General features: G+C 37.4%; 14 protein-coding genes and 1 pseudogene. 6 read left to right on the top strand and 9 right to left on the bottom strand.

Translation table 11 applies throughout. The features are described from left to right. Positions 1-38: 38 nt before the first annotated feature. A pseudogene (locus tag AC0VZ8_RS25500) lies at positions 39-247 on the top strand (IS256 family transposase); the annotation flags it as partial. Positions 248-808: 561 nt separating this feature from the next. On the opposite strand, the gene AC0VZ8_RS25495 reads toward AC0VZ8_RS25500, so the two are convergent. The 5 genes from AC0VZ8_RS25495 to AC0VZ8_RS25475 form a co-directional block, all read right to left on the bottom strand. Further along, entirely contained in the window at positions 809-1,141 is a 333-nt protein-coding gene (locus tag AC0VZ8_RS25495) for a helix-turn-helix domain-containing protein (RefSeq protein WP_475484839.1), read from the bottom strand. A gap of 215 nt (positions 1,142-1,356) precedes the next feature. Beyond that, a complete protein-coding gene (locus AC0VZ8_RS25490; protein WP_475484838.1) occupies positions 1,357-2,289 on the bottom strand; it encodes a tyrosine-type recombinase/integrase in 933 nt (310 codons plus the stop codon). 17 nt (positions 2,290-2,306) lie between these two features. Then, positions 2,307-3,413 (bottom strand): tyrosine-type recombinase/integrase, encoded by a 1,107-nt coding sequence (locus tag AC0VZ8_RS25485; protein ID WP_475484837.1) that lies wholly within the window; start codon positions 3,411-3,413, stop codon positions 2,307-2,309. Beyond that, positions 3,400-4,947 carry a tyrosine-type recombinase/integrase gene (locus AC0VZ8_RS25480; RefSeq protein WP_475484836.1) on the bottom strand — a complete coding sequence of 516 codons (1,548 nt, stop codon included), beginning with the start codon at positions 4,945-4,947 and terminating at the stop codon, positions 3,400-3,402. Before AC0VZ8_RS25480 ends, AC0VZ8_RS25485 begins: the two co-directional genes overlap by 14 nt. A 131-nt stretch (positions 4,948-5,078) precedes the next feature. Further along, complete coding sequence (locus AC0VZ8_RS25475; protein ID WP_475484835.1) at positions 5,079-5,888, bottom strand: hypothetical protein; 810 nt, start codon at positions 5,886-5,888, stop codon at positions 5,079-5,081. A 474-nt stretch (positions 5,889-6,362) separates the two neighbouring features. On the opposite strand from AC0VZ8_RS25475, the gene AC0VZ8_RS25470 reads away from it, so the two are divergent. Beyond that, on the top strand, positions 6,363-6,539 hold the full coding sequence (locus tag AC0VZ8_RS25470; protein ID WP_475484834.1) for a helix-turn-helix domain-containing protein: 177 nt from the start codon (positions 6,363-6,365) through the stop codon (positions 6,537-6,539). A 556-nt stretch (positions 6,540-7,095) separates the two neighbouring features. Here the strand turns inward: AC0VZ8_RS25470 and AC0VZ8_RS25465 are convergent. Next, positions 7,096-7,422 (bottom strand): helix-turn-helix domain-containing protein, encoded by a 327-nt coding sequence (locus tag AC0VZ8_RS25465; RefSeq protein ID WP_475484833.1) that lies wholly within the window; start codon positions 7,420-7,422, stop codon positions 7,096-7,098. Positions 7,423-7,582: 160 nt separating this feature from the next. Here AC0VZ8_RS25465 and AC0VZ8_RS25460 point away from each other — a divergent pair, with 160 nt between their 5' ends. From AC0VZ8_RS25460 to AC0VZ8_RS25450, 3 genes are all read left to right on the top strand, one after another. After that, complete coding sequence (locus AC0VZ8_RS25460) at positions 7,583-7,906, top strand: hypothetical protein (protein ID WP_475484832.1); 324 nt, start codon at positions 7,583-7,585, stop codon at positions 7,904-7,906. 911 nt (positions 7,907-8,817) lie between these two features. Further along, positions 8,818-10,581: an ATP-dependent nuclease gene (locus tag AC0VZ8_RS25455; RefSeq protein WP_475484831.1), complete on the top strand. Its 1,764-nt coding sequence runs from the start codon at positions 8,818-8,820 to the stop codon at positions 10,579-10,581. Further along, positions 10,581-11,993, top strand: a complete 1,413-nt coding sequence (locus AC0VZ8_RS25450; RefSeq protein WP_475484830.1) for a UvrD-helicase domain-containing protein — start codon at positions 10,581-10,583, stop codon at positions 11,991-11,993. The genes AC0VZ8_RS25455 and AC0VZ8_RS25450 overlap by 1 nt, the downstream gene beginning before the upstream one ends. 714 nt (positions 11,994-12,707) lie before the next feature. Here the strand turns inward: AC0VZ8_RS25450 and AC0VZ8_RS25445 are convergent. From AC0VZ8_RS25445 to AC0VZ8_RS25435, 3 genes are all read right to left on the bottom strand, one after another. After that, the gene (locus tag AC0VZ8_RS25445; RefSeq protein ID WP_475484829.1) at positions 12,708-13,592 is read right to left on the bottom strand and encodes a YhgE/Pip domain-containing protein; all 885 of its coding nucleotides are present in this window, start codon (positions 13,590-13,592) and stop codon (positions 12,708-12,710) included. Positions 13,593-13,634: 42 nt separating this feature from the next. Further along, positions 13,635-13,889, bottom strand: a complete 255-nt coding sequence (locus AC0VZ8_RS25440; protein ID WP_475484828.1) for a YhgE/Pip domain-containing protein — start codon at positions 13,887-13,889, stop codon at positions 13,635-13,637. A gap of 258 nt (positions 13,890-14,147) precedes the next feature. Next, positions 14,148-14,927, bottom strand: a complete 780-nt coding sequence (locus tag AC0VZ8_RS25435; protein WP_475484827.1) for a nuclear transport factor 2 family protein — start codon at positions 14,925-14,927, stop codon at positions 14,148-14,150. A gap of 193 nt (positions 14,928-15,120) precedes the next feature. Between AC0VZ8_RS25435 and AC0VZ8_RS25430 the strand changes: the two genes are divergently transcribed. Then, complete coding sequence (locus AC0VZ8_RS25430) at positions 15,121-15,726, top strand: TetR/AcrR family transcriptional regulator (protein ID WP_475484826.1); 606 nt, start codon at positions 15,121-15,123, stop codon at positions 15,724-15,726. Positions 15,727-15,737: the final 11 nt, after the last annotated feature.

Raw genomic sequence — 15,737 nt, 5'->3', positions numbered from 1 at the left:
ATCTCCGCTGCCTTAATGCATCTAAGAACAAATGTAACAAGTGTTATACCAAAGAAGTCCCATTGTGGGAGGAGTAGTTGTCGACGCTATTAACCCTTTACCGATACCTGGTCTGATTAAGGAAGATGGCATCTACACCTCAAACCTGAACTAATGCATGAACAAAGAAATTCGAAAACGTCTCAAGCCCATGAATAGTTTGATCAACATATTCGCAATTGAGAAGATTGTCTATTTGCATACAATTACCTCGACACAAGGTGATAATGATATAAAAGCGCGGGGTGACCTGCCCCCTAAGAGGGTCGGTTATTCGTTTGTTACAGCTCACGTTCTTTGTCGGTGAAACAATCACCGTCAATGACGTGAGCGTTTGCATGTCAGGCGAGTCACGTAGATGGGAAGCGTAACGCCAATCTTCTGAGAAGTGAGAATACGGCGAGTTACCCCGCCGTTCCGTTGCCGGTCCTTGTCCACCAGGACTCGACCAATATGTTCTTCTTCTATAATCTCCAGGCCTTTTCTTTCTGCATCAAAGAGCACTTGTCCGTATATCGTGAACCAGATGAATTCCAGAGGCTTGTACGATTTTGTTAATTGGTTTTACGAGCATCGCATCCAAGGAACATTAGGGTATTTGATACTCGTACAGGCCATGCAGATCATAAAAAAGTTGTTTGATTTACTGTTAATAATCCTGATTTGGAAAAATATGCTTCCAAACTTTCGGTAGCTTCACTAATAGCAATATTAAATACATTCCGAGATTAATTAGTATAGATAAAACTCTACTTATTAGATGATTCCTTTAATAAAAGGCTTCTTTTAAAAGCATATGTACAATTTGTAATTCAGACGTATTACGAGATAAAAGCATCAAGGTTATTTTATCTAATGTTTCTGATTTCAATTTATCAATAGAACTATATTGATCTTCCTCTAACAGTTGCGAAGGCTTTACATCTAATGCATCGGCAATTTTAGTAATTGTTTCTAGAGTAATATTTATATCCCCACGTTCAATTCTTCCTATATAGGATTGATCAATTTGAAGAATTTCTCCTAATTCCTCTTGGGTCAATTTTCTTGCTTTACGGTACAACCTAATTTTCTTTCCTACTTGGTAATATATATTTGACATATTTGCCACCTCTACAATAAGAGTAGGCAAGTTGATGAAGGTAATGAAGAATAATCAACTACATAATACCAATTGAAAATAGGTGTTATATATTAAATTGCCTGGAACATAAATAATGCCCTTTTTATCTCCGAATGGAAACGAAAGGGCTGAAAAATCTGCTTTCCCGCTACTTAGACCTTGGCCAATGGAAAAACGCCGTTAATCGAATCACTTTACTTAATAGCCAATTTAAGCAATGCCGCCGATAGTTCCTCTAATGGTGGAATATATCGCAAGGTTGTTGAAAGAATTTTATGACCAAGTTGTTGTTGAATTTCAACAATGTGCATTCCACTTTTCTGCATTAAGTACCCAGCAGTTCGTCGAAGGTCGTGTGGGGTGATGCGACGTATGCCAGCATTTATACATAGCTCTGTCAATTTTTCACGTAGTTTTTGGTCAGAAAGTATCCTGGTTTCATTAAAAAACAATGTATTGTTGCCATTATGTATCCACTCCTTATAACATGGATGCCCCATATAGCGGTTTAATTCTAATGCTAGAGCCTCAGTAATGCTAGTGGATCGTGCGTCTCCCTTTTGCCCCTTGTCGAGGAGTACCATTCTATTGTCTACATTAACATTATAGTATGGGAGAAGTCGTATTTCTGAATTTCGAACTCCTGTAACCAGCATAAACCAGATCATTACAAAATCTTGTCGGAAGAAAGGATCTTTTTTCATTGCTGCATAGAGTAATGCAAGGCACTCCTCCACTGATAAAGCCGTATTTATAATTGGCCGACTGTAATACGGATTAGGGTAGTTCTCCATCGGATTATGTGAAATCAGCTCCATTTCGTACAAAAAAAGAAAAAAATTTTTAAGTGAACTGATCGCGTTATATAAAACCCCTTTTGTCGCTCGATACTCATTGATAAGATATAACACAAACTTATCAATAAAGTTTTCTTGTATAGGAAGAAACTGGTTGGGATACTGTCGGCTTGCATGAAATCGATCGAAATCCAAATCACCTTCAAAACCTTGTGATATTAAAAATTGGTCGAATTTCTTTAGTTCTTTGATTACATGCTTCTTGGATGTTAGCTCGACATATTCATGCCAAAACAAGTAATATTTCGATTGAAATAAAATACTATCCATTAATAACCTACGTCCTTTCAAAAGAAGTCACTGATTTTTAGATTTCCGAGAGGGTGTTTATTAATTACCTTGACTAACATTTCATCAAATAACTTCAGGTAAACCAGGGTAGAACTTAGCCATTGATGTCCTAAAAGTTCTTTGATGTCATAGATACTAACCCCAGACTCTAACAAGTAAAGAGCATAGGAGTGGCGGATCGAGTGTACCGAAAGATGATACGGCTTCTTCTCTTCAGTAGGTATTAATGTTGACTCTTGGATTAGACCTTGAAACATTTTTTGAATGGTACTGTCGTGAAGTGGGGTCACGCCTCTATCATCCGAGAAAATATACCTTTGCTGATAATCAGATGTATCTTTTAGCGAGCGATAACGAAAACTAATATATTTGGATAACACCTCCAAGGAGAAATTTGTTATCTTTCGTGCGACCTTATTTTCCTTATCGCCTTTCTCATAAACCCAAATTTCTTGATGCAGCGGATCAATATCGCCAATTTGAAGAGTACATAACGCATTTAAACGAATTCCAGTGCCGAGAAATGTCCATATTATTGTAAAGTTACGAAAGGATTCTCGTCCCAAACAGGCAAGGTTTACCAGCTCCTCAATTTGTTCTTTCTTAAAGGCTCGAGGACGTTTGTTTTTATCCACTTGAACACTCAATGTCCTCTTTAGATTATCAATTTTTTCATCGTAGTAATGCTCAAAGGTTTCCCGCAAAAAACTTCGCAGAAACGCAGACTTTTTGCTTTTCGTATTCCTTTTTTTGACGGGATTCAGATATTCTTTTAAAAACAGGGAGGTAGAGACTTCACGAAGTGTCACATTCATCCCTTTACTCTTTTGGCAATAAGCAAGAAACAAATTCATCTCGTAACGGTATACTTGTTGAGATGATTCCTTTAGGGTAATAAATGGTTCACTACTGTAGTAATAGGCTATAGCATCCGTGAGGAGCGCGGCTTCATTAATCTGTTTTCTATTTGGCTCATTAAGTTCGAGCCAGTCGACTTGGCGAAGTGCTTGCTGGACCTGGCTGGTCCCGTATTTTTCTGCAATATGTTCCAATTCGTCCTTAAGAGAAAATTCTTGTAAATATTCTTCATTATATAGGGGCATGCTGGTTCCTCCCATTAATATCATATGTTAATTTGTTTACTTCTTTGCTTAAACGTCGCTTGTGCTGAGAGGTATGTAAATACAGACTGACCGTGTCCGATCGTACGACCCTGGTTAATTCTTTTATTAGCTGTGGAAGGGGGGCAGTCTCTGCTAATCGTGTAACAAAGATGTGTCGAAACAAATGGAGGCCACCCGGAAAATCCCACCCCGCTATGAGCGCATACAGATGGAAATTGCTAAGTGATCGGCTGTAAAAACTCTTGGTTTTATCCCCAAATAAGAAATCTCCATTTGTTTGTTCCAATCGTAATTTTGTAACTAGTTGGTACAACTCTCCTACTAGGGGGAGAACATGTTCCTTACCACCTTTAGAGTGGATGCAGATAGTTTTGCAACCTAGGTTGATGTCTTTCCAAGCTATTTTGCCAACTTCATTAGATCTAAGCCCAAGGTCTAACATTAGACGAAAAGAAATGGATTCAAGCAAAGGCGTATCAGAATAAATCTTAACGACTTGTAGAAACCGATGAATTTCAATATCAGTTGGGATCTGGCGTTCTTTGTATCGAGGTGCTTTAATAGATTTCAATCTTACTGCTGGATTTGGAAAGCCAAAAGTTTCTTTTAAAAATTGAAAAAAGTCTTTGACTACGTAAATGCACTCACTAATAGTTATTTGGCTATATCGGCCATTTTGAAGTTGTTTTAACAGGTGAGATCTAAACTCTATTAAGTGCATTTCCTTAATTCTTAGAAATGGAATGTTCTCAGGTGTAAAATCCCGGAAATCATCCATTTGTTTGCAAAGCCATGGAAGTAACATATTTAAAAAACCAAGCTTTCTCTTCTGAGTGTTTATGCTAATCCCCTTTTTTCTTTGTGAATGCAGATATTTCAGAATTTTGGGATGTAAGGATCTTTTAATTGCCGATACAGCTTGGGAGGGAGTGATCGAAACTTGCTTGGGAAATTCCTTATTTAAGTATCCAATTATCTCAACAAAAAAGGTCTGTTCTTTCTTAGTATTTTCGTATGCTGTTTTTAGATACTCGTAACAATTGGGGTCTAGAAAATGGTTTGAGCCAAGTTCTTCTATTAATACACAGTGAAAACTCGCAACTTTTTGCATGAATTCGGAAACTTCCTTATAATACTGATAGAATCTACTGGCATCCGTATTTAGTTTTTTAGCTAGGAATGTCAGTAGGGGAGGGCATATGGTACTAGAGATTTTATTTTCCCAAATCCAACGATTGATCCCTTTCCTTCCAAGGTGAACGAACTCTGGTGCTGGTTCGCTTTGTCTAATATTGGCGGTTTCGAGCATGGATTCCACCTTCTTTCTATCGATCTGTCTAATATCATGATCGTCTGAAAGTTCGTGAAAAATACGCTCGTTAAGAAGATTTTTTTCGGCAAAAGAAGCATTCTGCCGAAAAAAATCTTTTGTTTTTTCCTGGGAGGGTTCCAACTGTGCAAGGGGCTGTTTAGTCAATTCTTTGCTCAATTGTTTGTTTTTTTCTTTGTCCATTTTAACTTTCTCCTTTACTTTGAATGATCAATTTGTTATTAGCTTGGACAAATAATTTTATGTCCCGATACATTCTTACTTGAATAAGAAAAACCACCATCCAAGTTGGAAGGTGGTTTGACACAAGTACATTAGATTTCATGGAATTCTGCAAGATCCCAGCTATCTATTTCCATTAAAATTTGCTGATATTTCTGATGCCTTCCGGGTTTGGGTCCCATAACCCATAAGGATCTCCCTGATCGGAATGGTGTGTAAGTTGTCACTAAATGAGTTGCAAACGGAAAGGCGTTGCGGATGTCTCTCTTTGTGGCTTTATGAAGAGAGGGCTCGTTGGGTAAATGGAATTCGAAATATTCCATTTCTGGATATGTTGTAACCCAGCGTCCTGTCGTAAGGGGAGTAGCCTGTTCAAGCAGGCGCTGAGCATCTGTGATTAAGTAACCCAATATATTGCGACCAACTCTATCCTTTTCTTCATAAAGTGCTTCAATGCTGATCCTTTTTGCAGACCCGTTGAGGAAATATTCTGTATACGATTCAAACGAATACTCGACGGGTTCTTTTTCAGTGATAATTTGCCACGGCACATTACACATGATTGCAAGAACGAATGTGTTGAAATTATCCGGTTTCAATGTCTCGTTGATCAAAGCAAATCCAGTTTTTGTAGAACCAGATACATTGTGTGAAATCTGTTCCTGCGTTATTTTATAAGCTTGCGTGCAGAGTTGACGTCTAAATAGGGGATCCGGATCCATTAATAATTGCTCCCATAGGCTGCGGTCGCTCTGAATAACCAACATATCTTTATAATTCAATGACCTTAAATAACGTTTTAATACACCTTTTATTTGTGAATCGTTGCTTTTTATATATTTTTGTGCTTTCTGTATTGGTTCGGCCCTGAAAAGCGAGTATAAGTCACGGTTATTACTCAAAATTGATCACCCAACATAATGCTACATCGTTAATTGATCTTCAATAAAAGTTCTTACTTGGGTAAGATTTATTATTGAAAGTCGGACCCTGGTAATAATGAATACAGACAAATATAAAACCAACCTCCCAGATAATTGGAGGGCCCAAGGCCGAGTGAGATTTCGGACCTTGTTAAACCTAATCGCACACATTTACGTCTTGAAGAGAGCTTGTTGATCGTGGGTTCGTCTTCAAAACAAAAAGCACTTCACATTCGTAAATGTAAAGTGCATCTTAGATTATTCCCAATATGAAAGGATAACGATCTACTTAATCCCAAAAGGTGTAAAAGGAAAAAGGACAGACTTATAGTAGGACTTTAATTCCTCATTAAAAATCACTGCAAGCCATGCCTGCCATTACAAAAAATTTTACAATAACCTCAAAAATAATGCAATTTATTAACTATTAACAATAGTCGGAGGTGAAACAGATTGAAGAAAGTTTTAAGTGTTAGCGAATTAGCTAGCTACTTGCAAGTATCTACAGATACCATCTATACGATGGTACGTGAAAAACAGATTCCCCATATTCGGGTACGCAGAAGAATTTTATTTAACACTGAGTTGATTGAAGAATGGATGAGAAGTAAAGCTCAAGTTACAATTTAGCGAATTTTCAAACAGCAGGAAAAGTCCCTGCACAGGGCCTTTTCCTGCTGTTTTTGGTTCAGAATTGATATAATTATCTGTAGAGAAAAGCAAGTAGAGAGGAGAATCCTTTTGGAGAAGGAAATAAACGGACTAATAGAACATTTTGAACGAAACATAGCCGAGTTACAACAAGAGTTACAATTGAAACCCGATAATGAATTCTTAAAGGGAAAGATCGCCGGCATCAAGAATGCACTCATAATTTGCCGTATGTACAACAGGCCCGAAGATGGTTCTCAAATAGATATAATCATAGATACTCCCTGTAAATAAGAAGCGTGAGTTAATTTATAATCAAATGCAGCTACTTAAGGAACAGGATAGTGAGGCAATAAATCAAACCAATCAAAGACCTTCAGAAGAGTGTCAACTTTGACACTGACCGGGATGTTTACCTTACGCTAAGAGATGCTGATTCATATACGTAATTTACCTGTGTCAATGGCGGTATAATTCAGAAATTAACTCTACGTAGACAATAAAACAACGGGGCCTTTAATGGCCCCGTTTGTTATTATAAAAACTCTCTGATTATTGTCTTTACTTTTTTTAAATCAGATTGATCTAGTTTCAACATTAATTCCAAAGTTTCTTGAACCAATGATTCCTTATCAATCATTGTAATTTCTTTACTATATGAGAAAAAATCATAAATTTGCACATCGAGAGCTGTTGCAACCTTTTGTAGATTTAATAAAGTAATATTCTTTTCACCGCGCTCAAGACCACCGATGTATGAGAAGTGTAATCCAGCTTTTTCCCCCAGAAATTCTTGAGACCATCCTTTTTGTTTACGTATATCTCGAATCTTTGCTCCGACCAATTTCAAAATGGAAGACATATTCCACACCTCTTAATAGAAGTGTAGTCAAATGAGTACTTTTAAGACATATGTTTAAAAATATCAATTTTAATTTCGATGTTTATAAGTATCAATTTAGGGGTGGTTGACAATAATGGTACTACAGAGCTTCTTAAATTAATCAAAGGAGAGAAGAAGTATGACTAATGAGAAAGTTAGGACCGGGTTGGCTTTAGTAACCGCTAAAGGGTTGGTATTTAAAGATAATATTTATACAAATTCTCAAATGATAAAATATCAATGGTTTGAGCATGCTGCAAAATTTGGCGAGTGGGAGTGCCCAATTGGATACATCGAATCTAGTCCAGAATACATTGTGCTGTTTAATCATGAACAGATGGAGGTGGCAACCAGTATTGAAATAAATGGAACGCTCCAAGATGAAGCAATACTACAAGCGTATTATGAGGGAATCAATAATTTGAAAATGAGACTTCAAACCATACGGGAGTCTAGAAATTAAATCGTGATATGGGGTCTCGAGAGAGAGGAAGAAGAAGGATCGTGTCCTGCCAGTCAATCTGGATAGCGGAGCGCAAATTTATATAGTCCCGGTCCATGTGGCCCAATGAGGTCGGTATCATAGGCGCGGGGGCCATGCTGATCCTGAGCAATGATATAACCTTGAATCCAATATTTGATATTTGCTTTAAGTTCGGAACTCAAAACTGACAGTATTGTCAAAAGTTATCTATGAAAAAATTTGTCCAATTTATATTTGAGGCAGCCCGAAAATTATAGCAATTCGGATATGATACAAATCAAGTCCTAACTAAGGGATTTTTTTATGAAAAAGACCATCCTTCGAAGAAGAAAAGCAGTGTCGAGAGACAACAGCTTTTCTTCTTTTGATTGTCCGACAACTGCCGATCAAAAAGGAAAACGATATAATTACGTGAAATTCCATTTTGCAGTAATTATATTAGATAACCAGTGGCTCCAAATTGAGCATTGCATCGTAAATAATTTATTTATTAAGAAATATTCTTAACGCTACATAGGGTACTGAAATAGTTCGGATAGAAAGCCTAGAAATCTCTCAAGACATAAACGTGCAATTTAATGCTTTGAATAGCTTATGAGATTTTTGAATTTATTGGACAAGAATATGATAACGCCGTAGCAGTTATAATTAAACATTTTATGGGGATGGTATGAATCAGGCTTCCAGACCGATGAGAAGAAATGACTAAAGAGCAGCGATTAGAATGACACGGCGATCCTTCCTTTCTAAGGAAGTTGAGCACTAATTTATTTGAAGCATCCGCCAGTCTACAGATAGAGGTATTGAAAGGTTTCAACAAAACATATTGATTTTCAGAATGAGTAAGTATTAAAATTAATAGCAATTGAAAAATATGGTATTTGGAAAGGTTGAATAATAAATTGATAATTTCAAGGTTAAGTATTCAAAATTATAGAAATCTAAAAAATATAAACATAGAATTAAATAAACTGAGCATATTTATTGGGGAGAATAATAGCGGTAAAAGCAATTTGCTGAAGGCTATTACATTGCCATTTCCCAATGATGAAGTTGGAAATACTAACAAAAATTTAGGGTGGTTTGATATAAATAAAGATGCTAGAGAATTGTATTTTAATTTTATTAGTGAACATATAAATGAGTTTATAGAAGATAAGATTGAATTAGAAGATTTCGTGAAAAGTATACCTTCAGTAATAGTGGAAATGAACTTTATCGCCGATGGAGCAGATGAGTATTATATTCGTAGATGGATAAATTCTATAGACTGTGATCCCCCATTGTACGCTATTAGATATCAATACAGTGTTGCTAATCCAAAAGAGTTATTTAATAATATTGTTAGTATTTTGAAAGTGAATAATAATATTGAAAATATAAAAATGAACTTATTGCCTATTGAATTATATAAATATTCGATAATTGTACCATCAACCGGTGAGCAAGTAACATTTAATGAATTAGTAAATTTTAAATATAACTCTTTAGCAGCTGAAAGGGATGATTTTTCAAATAAAAATACTCAACTAGGTTCGAAAGCATTAGTTAATCTTTTACATAATAAGCTTAGTGAGATTCAAAAAGTTGAAGTTGAAAAATCATATGAACTTTTTTTCTCAGAATTAAAAAGAATCAGCAAGTTAGAAAGCATCTTTAACTGGCAAGAACATTCAGACATTGAAAACGCAAAAGAATTTTTTAATGAGATCACACTACTTCCAAATATGCCCAGTATGAATTCGTTACTTAATAATGTTCGTCTTGGATTTGGAGATGATTATCTAAATACTCAAGGCCTAGGGTATCGGAATTTGATTTATTTATTAGTTATGATGAATTCATTAGAAATCAAATCAGATATTGCCTTAAATATACTAACTATTGAAGAACCAGAGGCTCATTTATGCGTTAGTAATGAACATTTACTTGCTAGTTTTATAAAATCTGTAGTTAGTTCTAGTAATCATGCTCAATTGTTTATATCCACGCATAGTTCTGAATTTTTAAATAAATTAGAATTGGATAACGTTGTAGTTGTAAGTAATGGGGATGCATTTTCCTTGAAATCTGTTATGCAACCAGAACAATTAAATTACTTAGCTAAGAAACCTAATCTTGATTTTTTAAAATTTTTATTTTCAAGAAAATGCATATTAGTTGAAGGCCCAAGTGAGGAAATGTTAATAAGATCCTATTTGAGTTCGCAGAGCAATATCCTAAATGATATCGAAGTTATTTCGTTGCATAAAGGATTTACTAAAATGTTAGATATTTGGCTTAGGGTTAATAAAGATACTCCAAATAAAATCGGGATTATTAGGGATTTTGATTATCAGAAAAAAGCTCAAAAAGACCATGAAATATATAATGAATTTAATAATATCCTTGTAACAACTACTACAGAATACACACTTGAACCTGAATTTGTTAAAACAAGCGGTAATTTCGAGATTTTAAAATCATATTTTATTACAAATCACGATTGGACAGAAATAGATACACCGGAGTCTTTATCTAACAAATGGAGAAATTCTAAAGCAGATACGATGTTAAAATTTTGTCAGGATTTTGGAAAGGATGATCTAAAAGATATAGAATTACCGCAACATATTAATAAAGTCATTAAGTTTCTCCAAAGTGGTGAAAAATAATGGATATTATTGTTGCAGGAGCGGGTGCAGGTAAGACAAGTTCTATGGCAAGAATGGTGTTGGATAGATACAAAGGTGTCACGGATGGAAAAATTATTTATGTTATTGCATATACTAATGCAGCGAAAGATAGTATAAGAAAGAAGATAGTTGAACTCCATGGTAGTATACCGAACCAAGTATTTATTGAAACATCTCATGCCTTTTTAATAAGAGAAATTATTTTTCCATTCAATCATCTTCTTTTTGACCAGCAATTTATTCAAGTATCTCAATACAAACTATCAGATAACCCAAGATATAAAGCCATTAAAATTAAAGATCTTGAAGCTAATAAGATAATTCATGTCGAAAAAGTTACAGAGAGGGCAAAATGGATTGTATGTAAGAAAACTCGCGACAAAAAAATAACTAGAGAAAAACGTGAAAAAATACTTGGGATAATATCTAGGTATTTAGATTCGGTATTTATAGATGAAGCTCAAGATATAGATGAGCATTTCGCAGAAATTATTAAGATGCTAGATAGCAAGGGAATTAAAATGTATCTTGTAGGAGACCCAAAACAAGATCTTAGAGGAAGAAGTATATTTAAAGAGATTGTTTATACTTATAAGCACCGTACTGAATTTATAGCTAATAACCATAGATGTCCTATACTCCATGTTAATCTTGCTAATCAATATATATTAGAAGAAGAAAGACAAATTCCTCAAACATCAGAGCTAGGTTTGGTGAGCTTTGAGTTCGAGAGTCAGGTGTCTAAAGATGATTTCATTAATCCAAATAACTGGGATTATGTATATATCTATAAAAAGAACGAGAGATTCCAAACGCATGTTTATGATGAGGGAAAGGAACAGAACATCAATTATGAACTAAAATTATTAGTTGGAAAATCAAAGGTCAAAAAACATGAAGTGGATAAAACTGTTTATTTATTGAACAAGATTATTTTTGATACTTTAGATCAAACCAACAGTAATATTCCGATATTTAAAATTGTCGAGAAGCATCTAGATATTAAATTAGAACCACAAGATATGGGCAAACTCGGTGGGGCGCTAAATTTATTAAGAGAAGTGCCTACAGGTGGGGAAATATTAGTAAATTCAATTGATAGTATTAAAGGTTTAGAAGGTGATAGATGCTTATTTGTACTCACCACAGACCTTGCAGCTTATCTTTTTAAAGAAAAAAGCGATCAAAATAAGATGCTGAACTACCTATACGTTGCTTTGACTAGAGCAAAAAAAGAAATTGTGTTCCTTATAACACTCGAAGTTGAAAGTAAGTACGGTAAAGATGCTTTAATTGAGAAATTCACTGAAATATCTGTAGACAGATTTATGGGCACAACAACTATAACCGTAGTCTCTGATAAAGAAGCAGAACTCGTACTACATTCTTGAGGCTCTAAATTCCATCGGAAGTATAATTGTTTTTTGAGGCGAGACATCTAACGATAGGGAAATGCTCTCATCCATAACATTATCTAATACGGAATTACCGATTACAATCCGATGAGATCGGTCAAATCGGTGAAGAAACCCTGGGACAAACAAACTAAAGGGTTTCTTTTTGTTGTTATTTTAGAATTTTCTATAACTTCTCCGTGATCTTAACATCCATATATTTACACCACCAAGATCCCTTGCTTTTCAAAAAAAACATGTCACGGTAACCAAGTTTATGATATAGGCGCTGACCGTTACTGCTCATGCTTCCGGACAGCAGATGGGGACGAATTGGGGACGAACTTTGTCCCCAACCATCATAATGTATCTGATTAGATCCTTTAGTAAACTGTGAAAACCCAGACAGGACAAGGTGTACCGGTTTTAGTCGGAACACATCGGAAAGCCGTTCTATCGCTGGCAGCGATGAGGTCAGGGGTTCGATCCCCCTAGGCTCCATACAAAGAAAACCCTTGATGGTATATCATCAAGGGTTTTTGCTTTTTTTATAACTTTTTAATACTTCCCAGAAATGGTCTTGGGGACGAATATTGAGCATAATAAAGATGGGTAAAAAGGGATTACATTTAACGCACATTTAACGCAATTAATTATTACATGAGCTTAAAAAAGGAAGTACAATGCATCGTTGATTGTTCTTACTTTATTTTAATCGCTTGTAACAGAAGTAGGAGCGGCATCTGTCGCTCGACCGAACCTAAATCCGGAAGAGAGCAGCAAGACCAAAAATCCAACGGCGACGCCCCACAAAATCAAGGCGTTTGAGTGAGCTGCGTCCAGTCCGCCGAAGTACATTACTTCGCGTAGCCCTCCTGCCGCGAACCGCAGTGGCGTCCACGAATAGATCCAATCTCGCGTCGTCTGCGACAAGAACTCCGGAGCCATGTTCAGGAGCGGCACGGAGAAGAACATCAGCAGTACGAGCAGCGGCATTGCACGGAATCCGATCCAATTCAGCAAGGAAGATTGCAACAAGAAGAACGCCGATCCAGCCAACCATAAGAACAACCACGTCTCCCCCGCGTTCGCCAGTTCCATGCCGTACCACGACGAAGCCATCCATATGGTGAAGCACGAGGCTATGCCGACGATCGCAAGCCCCCCGATAGCTTGCAGCGCGCTGACTGTCCATCTCCTTGAGCCCGCGGCGACCGCCTTCTGGGCAGCCAGGAGCAAGACGACTCCGGTCACCATGCTGCCGATCCATATAATCTGGGTCAACAAACCCGGCGCATTCCCCGCCGCATTATTCACTCCCGGTGGATGCACGACTTCCTCCTGAACGTTTACCGGTGTCATTAAAGCTTTAGCCGTTTCAACCGGAATTTGCTCCGTTTGCTGTCCGATCTGCCCAAGCAGCTGCTGCAACAGTTCTCCGTTGATCATTTTCATCGCTTGTCCCATTGCCTGTCCTACGACCATCGAAGCTTGGGTGTTCATACCCTCGTTGGAGATGATCTTTACATTTGGGTGAATCGGCGAGTGAGTTGCTAACGAGAGTAAACCGCTGCTCAGATCCGCCGGAATCACCATCGCTCCGTAATATTCGCGTTTATCCAGTCCTTCCCGAGCCTTTTACTCGGAATCCACGACATGCCAGACGAACGGCATTGCCGGGCTCGACAGCAACTTTTCCCGGATCACTTCCCCTACCGCAAACGTTCCTCCAGTCGGCAGCTCTGCCGGCTGGTCAAGGATAACGAGGGCCACCGGGACCTCCTTTGGCTTCGATCCAAGCACCGATCCCATCATCGCTACCCCGAATACGGTCAACACGATCAGGACGAGCACCATTCCCAGCCACATCATTTTTTGTTTCAGCATTTTCACGATCCACTACTCCTTGTCTCTTTATAACGAACATATGGTTGATTATCAACTGCGATGTTCATATGTGAAAGGTCCACCATATAATATGGCTGCATTACACGGTCACTTCATGGCAATGAACAAAAATAGCGTTGCTGCAGCAACGCTTCTGTTTCCATTTGATTACAAAAATGATCACTCAAGTACATTCGTGAATCGAAAGACAGCACCGCACTTAAATTTCGGCGATGTCTTTCTTGCGATTCAGCTACACAAACTTCAAAATCTACTGTTCGAATTTTTTCGTTTTTCTGCCGGCAAGATGGCCTCGATTACGTCCCAATGCTCAGCGATCTTTTCATCCTCTACGCGGAACAAATCGTAGAAAGCGGTATGCTGACCATCAAACAGACCTTCACTCATTGTAAGAACAAAATCGCCTTGACCGATAACTTGATGGACATGAGTATATTGAAACTCAACATTTTTCTCCTTCAGAGCCTGCAAAGCAGTGTGAAGACCTGAAAGGCCATCTGCAATATGCGGACTATGCTGAATGTAGTGATCTCCATCAAAGTAAGAGGCAAGCAAGTCAGGGTTCTTCCCAAGCAAGATGTTCTCAACATAGCTTCTGACAAATGCTTTGTTGGCATCCGTCTTGTCGATATCCTTAATCGTAACCGGTCCGTCGATCATCGTATGATTGCTTGGTGTCTTCTCCACCATCTCTTGCAAATTGTCCCAATGCTCGACGATTAGTCCATTCTCAAAACGGAAGATATCAAATACGATTTTAGGACCGTGAAAATGATATACAGAATGAAGAGCCACATAATTTCCGTCGACTATAGTACGCTTAACGCTTACCTTAGTACCGATGTCCTTTAAATGATCAAGTGCTCCAAGCATGGATTCACGGCCATCGAGTAAGGCCTGGTTGTGCTGAATATATTGATCTGGATGAACGTAAGCCGTAATCGCTTCGGGGTTGCCGCTCTCAAAACTTTCCAGTACGGCGACTGCCTTACGAACAAGCTCATGTTGATGATTGGATGTCATTGGAATATCCTCCTTGGATTTTTTTGGTCATTAGATAAATAATGAACATGACGTTGTTTATTTATCTCTTGCTCATTATAATAGGGGCTAATATAACGCTCAATATTCAATATTTTTAGTTATGATGGATAACAGACAACTCATAAAACTTTGTCGCTTAACGACCTAAATAAATGTAGGGGGAACGAAAACAATGAACAAGAAAACCGACCTAAGAATACTGCGCACGAAACAATCGATTCGAAAGGCGTTTTATGAGCTTATTCAGGAAAAGGGATATGAATCCATAACGATCCAGGATATTGCCGATCGGGCTATGATCAATCGAAACACATTTTATCTCCACTACCAAAACAAGCCTGATTTATTAGATACATGTATGAATGAATTGTTGAGCGACCTAAAGGATGCGGTCGTTCTTTGTCCCATCAGCATGAATCCTTTCAGTATTTCTCTACTCGAGACAGTCATGCAAACTGTACTGGAGCATATTTCTCTAAATTTGACCTTTTATCATTCCATGTTAATAGATGAGAATAGAATCTATCAGTTTCAAGCGAAAATGGAAAATATCATTAAAGATAAATTAATTGAGGGGTGGAAACCTGCTCAGGGAAACTCCCCATTAGCGATATCCAAGGAATTGCTGATCGAATACCTCGGTTCGTCTTTCATGGGGATTGTAATTTGGTGGATTAAAAACGATAAACCCCTTCCTGCAGATGAAGTTTCATCTCAGTTTAGTAGAATCGTTGCCTACGGGCATTTAAGAGCTGCCGGCATCGCCGTCGAGGAATAAAATTAGCGAAG

This window comes from Paenibacillus sp. QJM3NY_38, from assembly GCF_056173265.1.
This window is presented reverse-complemented; position numbering and strand designations above follow the sequence as displayed.

Bases quoted from the DNA above. Each gene is read 5' to 3' on its own strand.
- AC0VZ8_RS25485 (WP_475484837.1), bottom strand. From the start codon at position 3,413: ATGCCCCTATATAATGAAGAATATTTACAAGAATTTTCTCTTAAGGAC.
- AC0VZ8_RS25490 (WP_475484838.1), bottom strand. From the start codon at position 2,289: ATGGATAGTATTTTATTTCAATCGAAATATTACTTGTTTTGGCATGAA.
- AC0VZ8_RS25480 (WP_475484836.1), bottom strand. From the start codon at position 4,947: ATGGACAAAGAAAAAAACAAACAATTGAGCAAAGAATTGACTAAACAG.
- AC0VZ8_RS25465 (WP_475484833.1), bottom strand. From the start codon at position 7,422: ATGTCTTCCATTTTGAAATTGGTCGGAGCAAAGATTCGAGATATACGT.
- AC0VZ8_RS25495 (WP_475484839.1), bottom strand. From the start codon at position 1,141: ATGTCAAATATATATTACCAAGTAGGAAAGAAAATTAGGTTGTACCGT.
- AC0VZ8_RS25430 (WP_475484826.1), top strand. From the start codon at position 15,121: ATGAACAAGAAAACCGACCTAAGAATACTGCGCACGAAACAATCGATT.
- AC0VZ8_RS25460 (WP_475484832.1), top strand. From the start codon at position 7,583: ATGACTAATGAGAAAGTTAGGACCGGGTTGGCTTTAGTAACCGCTAAA.
- AC0VZ8_RS25435 (WP_475484827.1), bottom strand. From the start codon at position 14,927: ATGACATCCAATCATCAACATGAGCTTGTTCGTAAGGCAGTCGCCGTA.
- AC0VZ8_RS25445 (WP_475484829.1), bottom strand. From the start codon at position 13,592: ATGGTGATTCCGGCGGATCTGAGCAGCGGTTTACTCTCGTTAGCAACT.
- AC0VZ8_RS25450 (WP_475484830.1), top strand. From the start codon at position 10,581: ATGGATATTATTGTTGCAGGAGCGGGTGCAGGTAAGACAAGTTCTATG.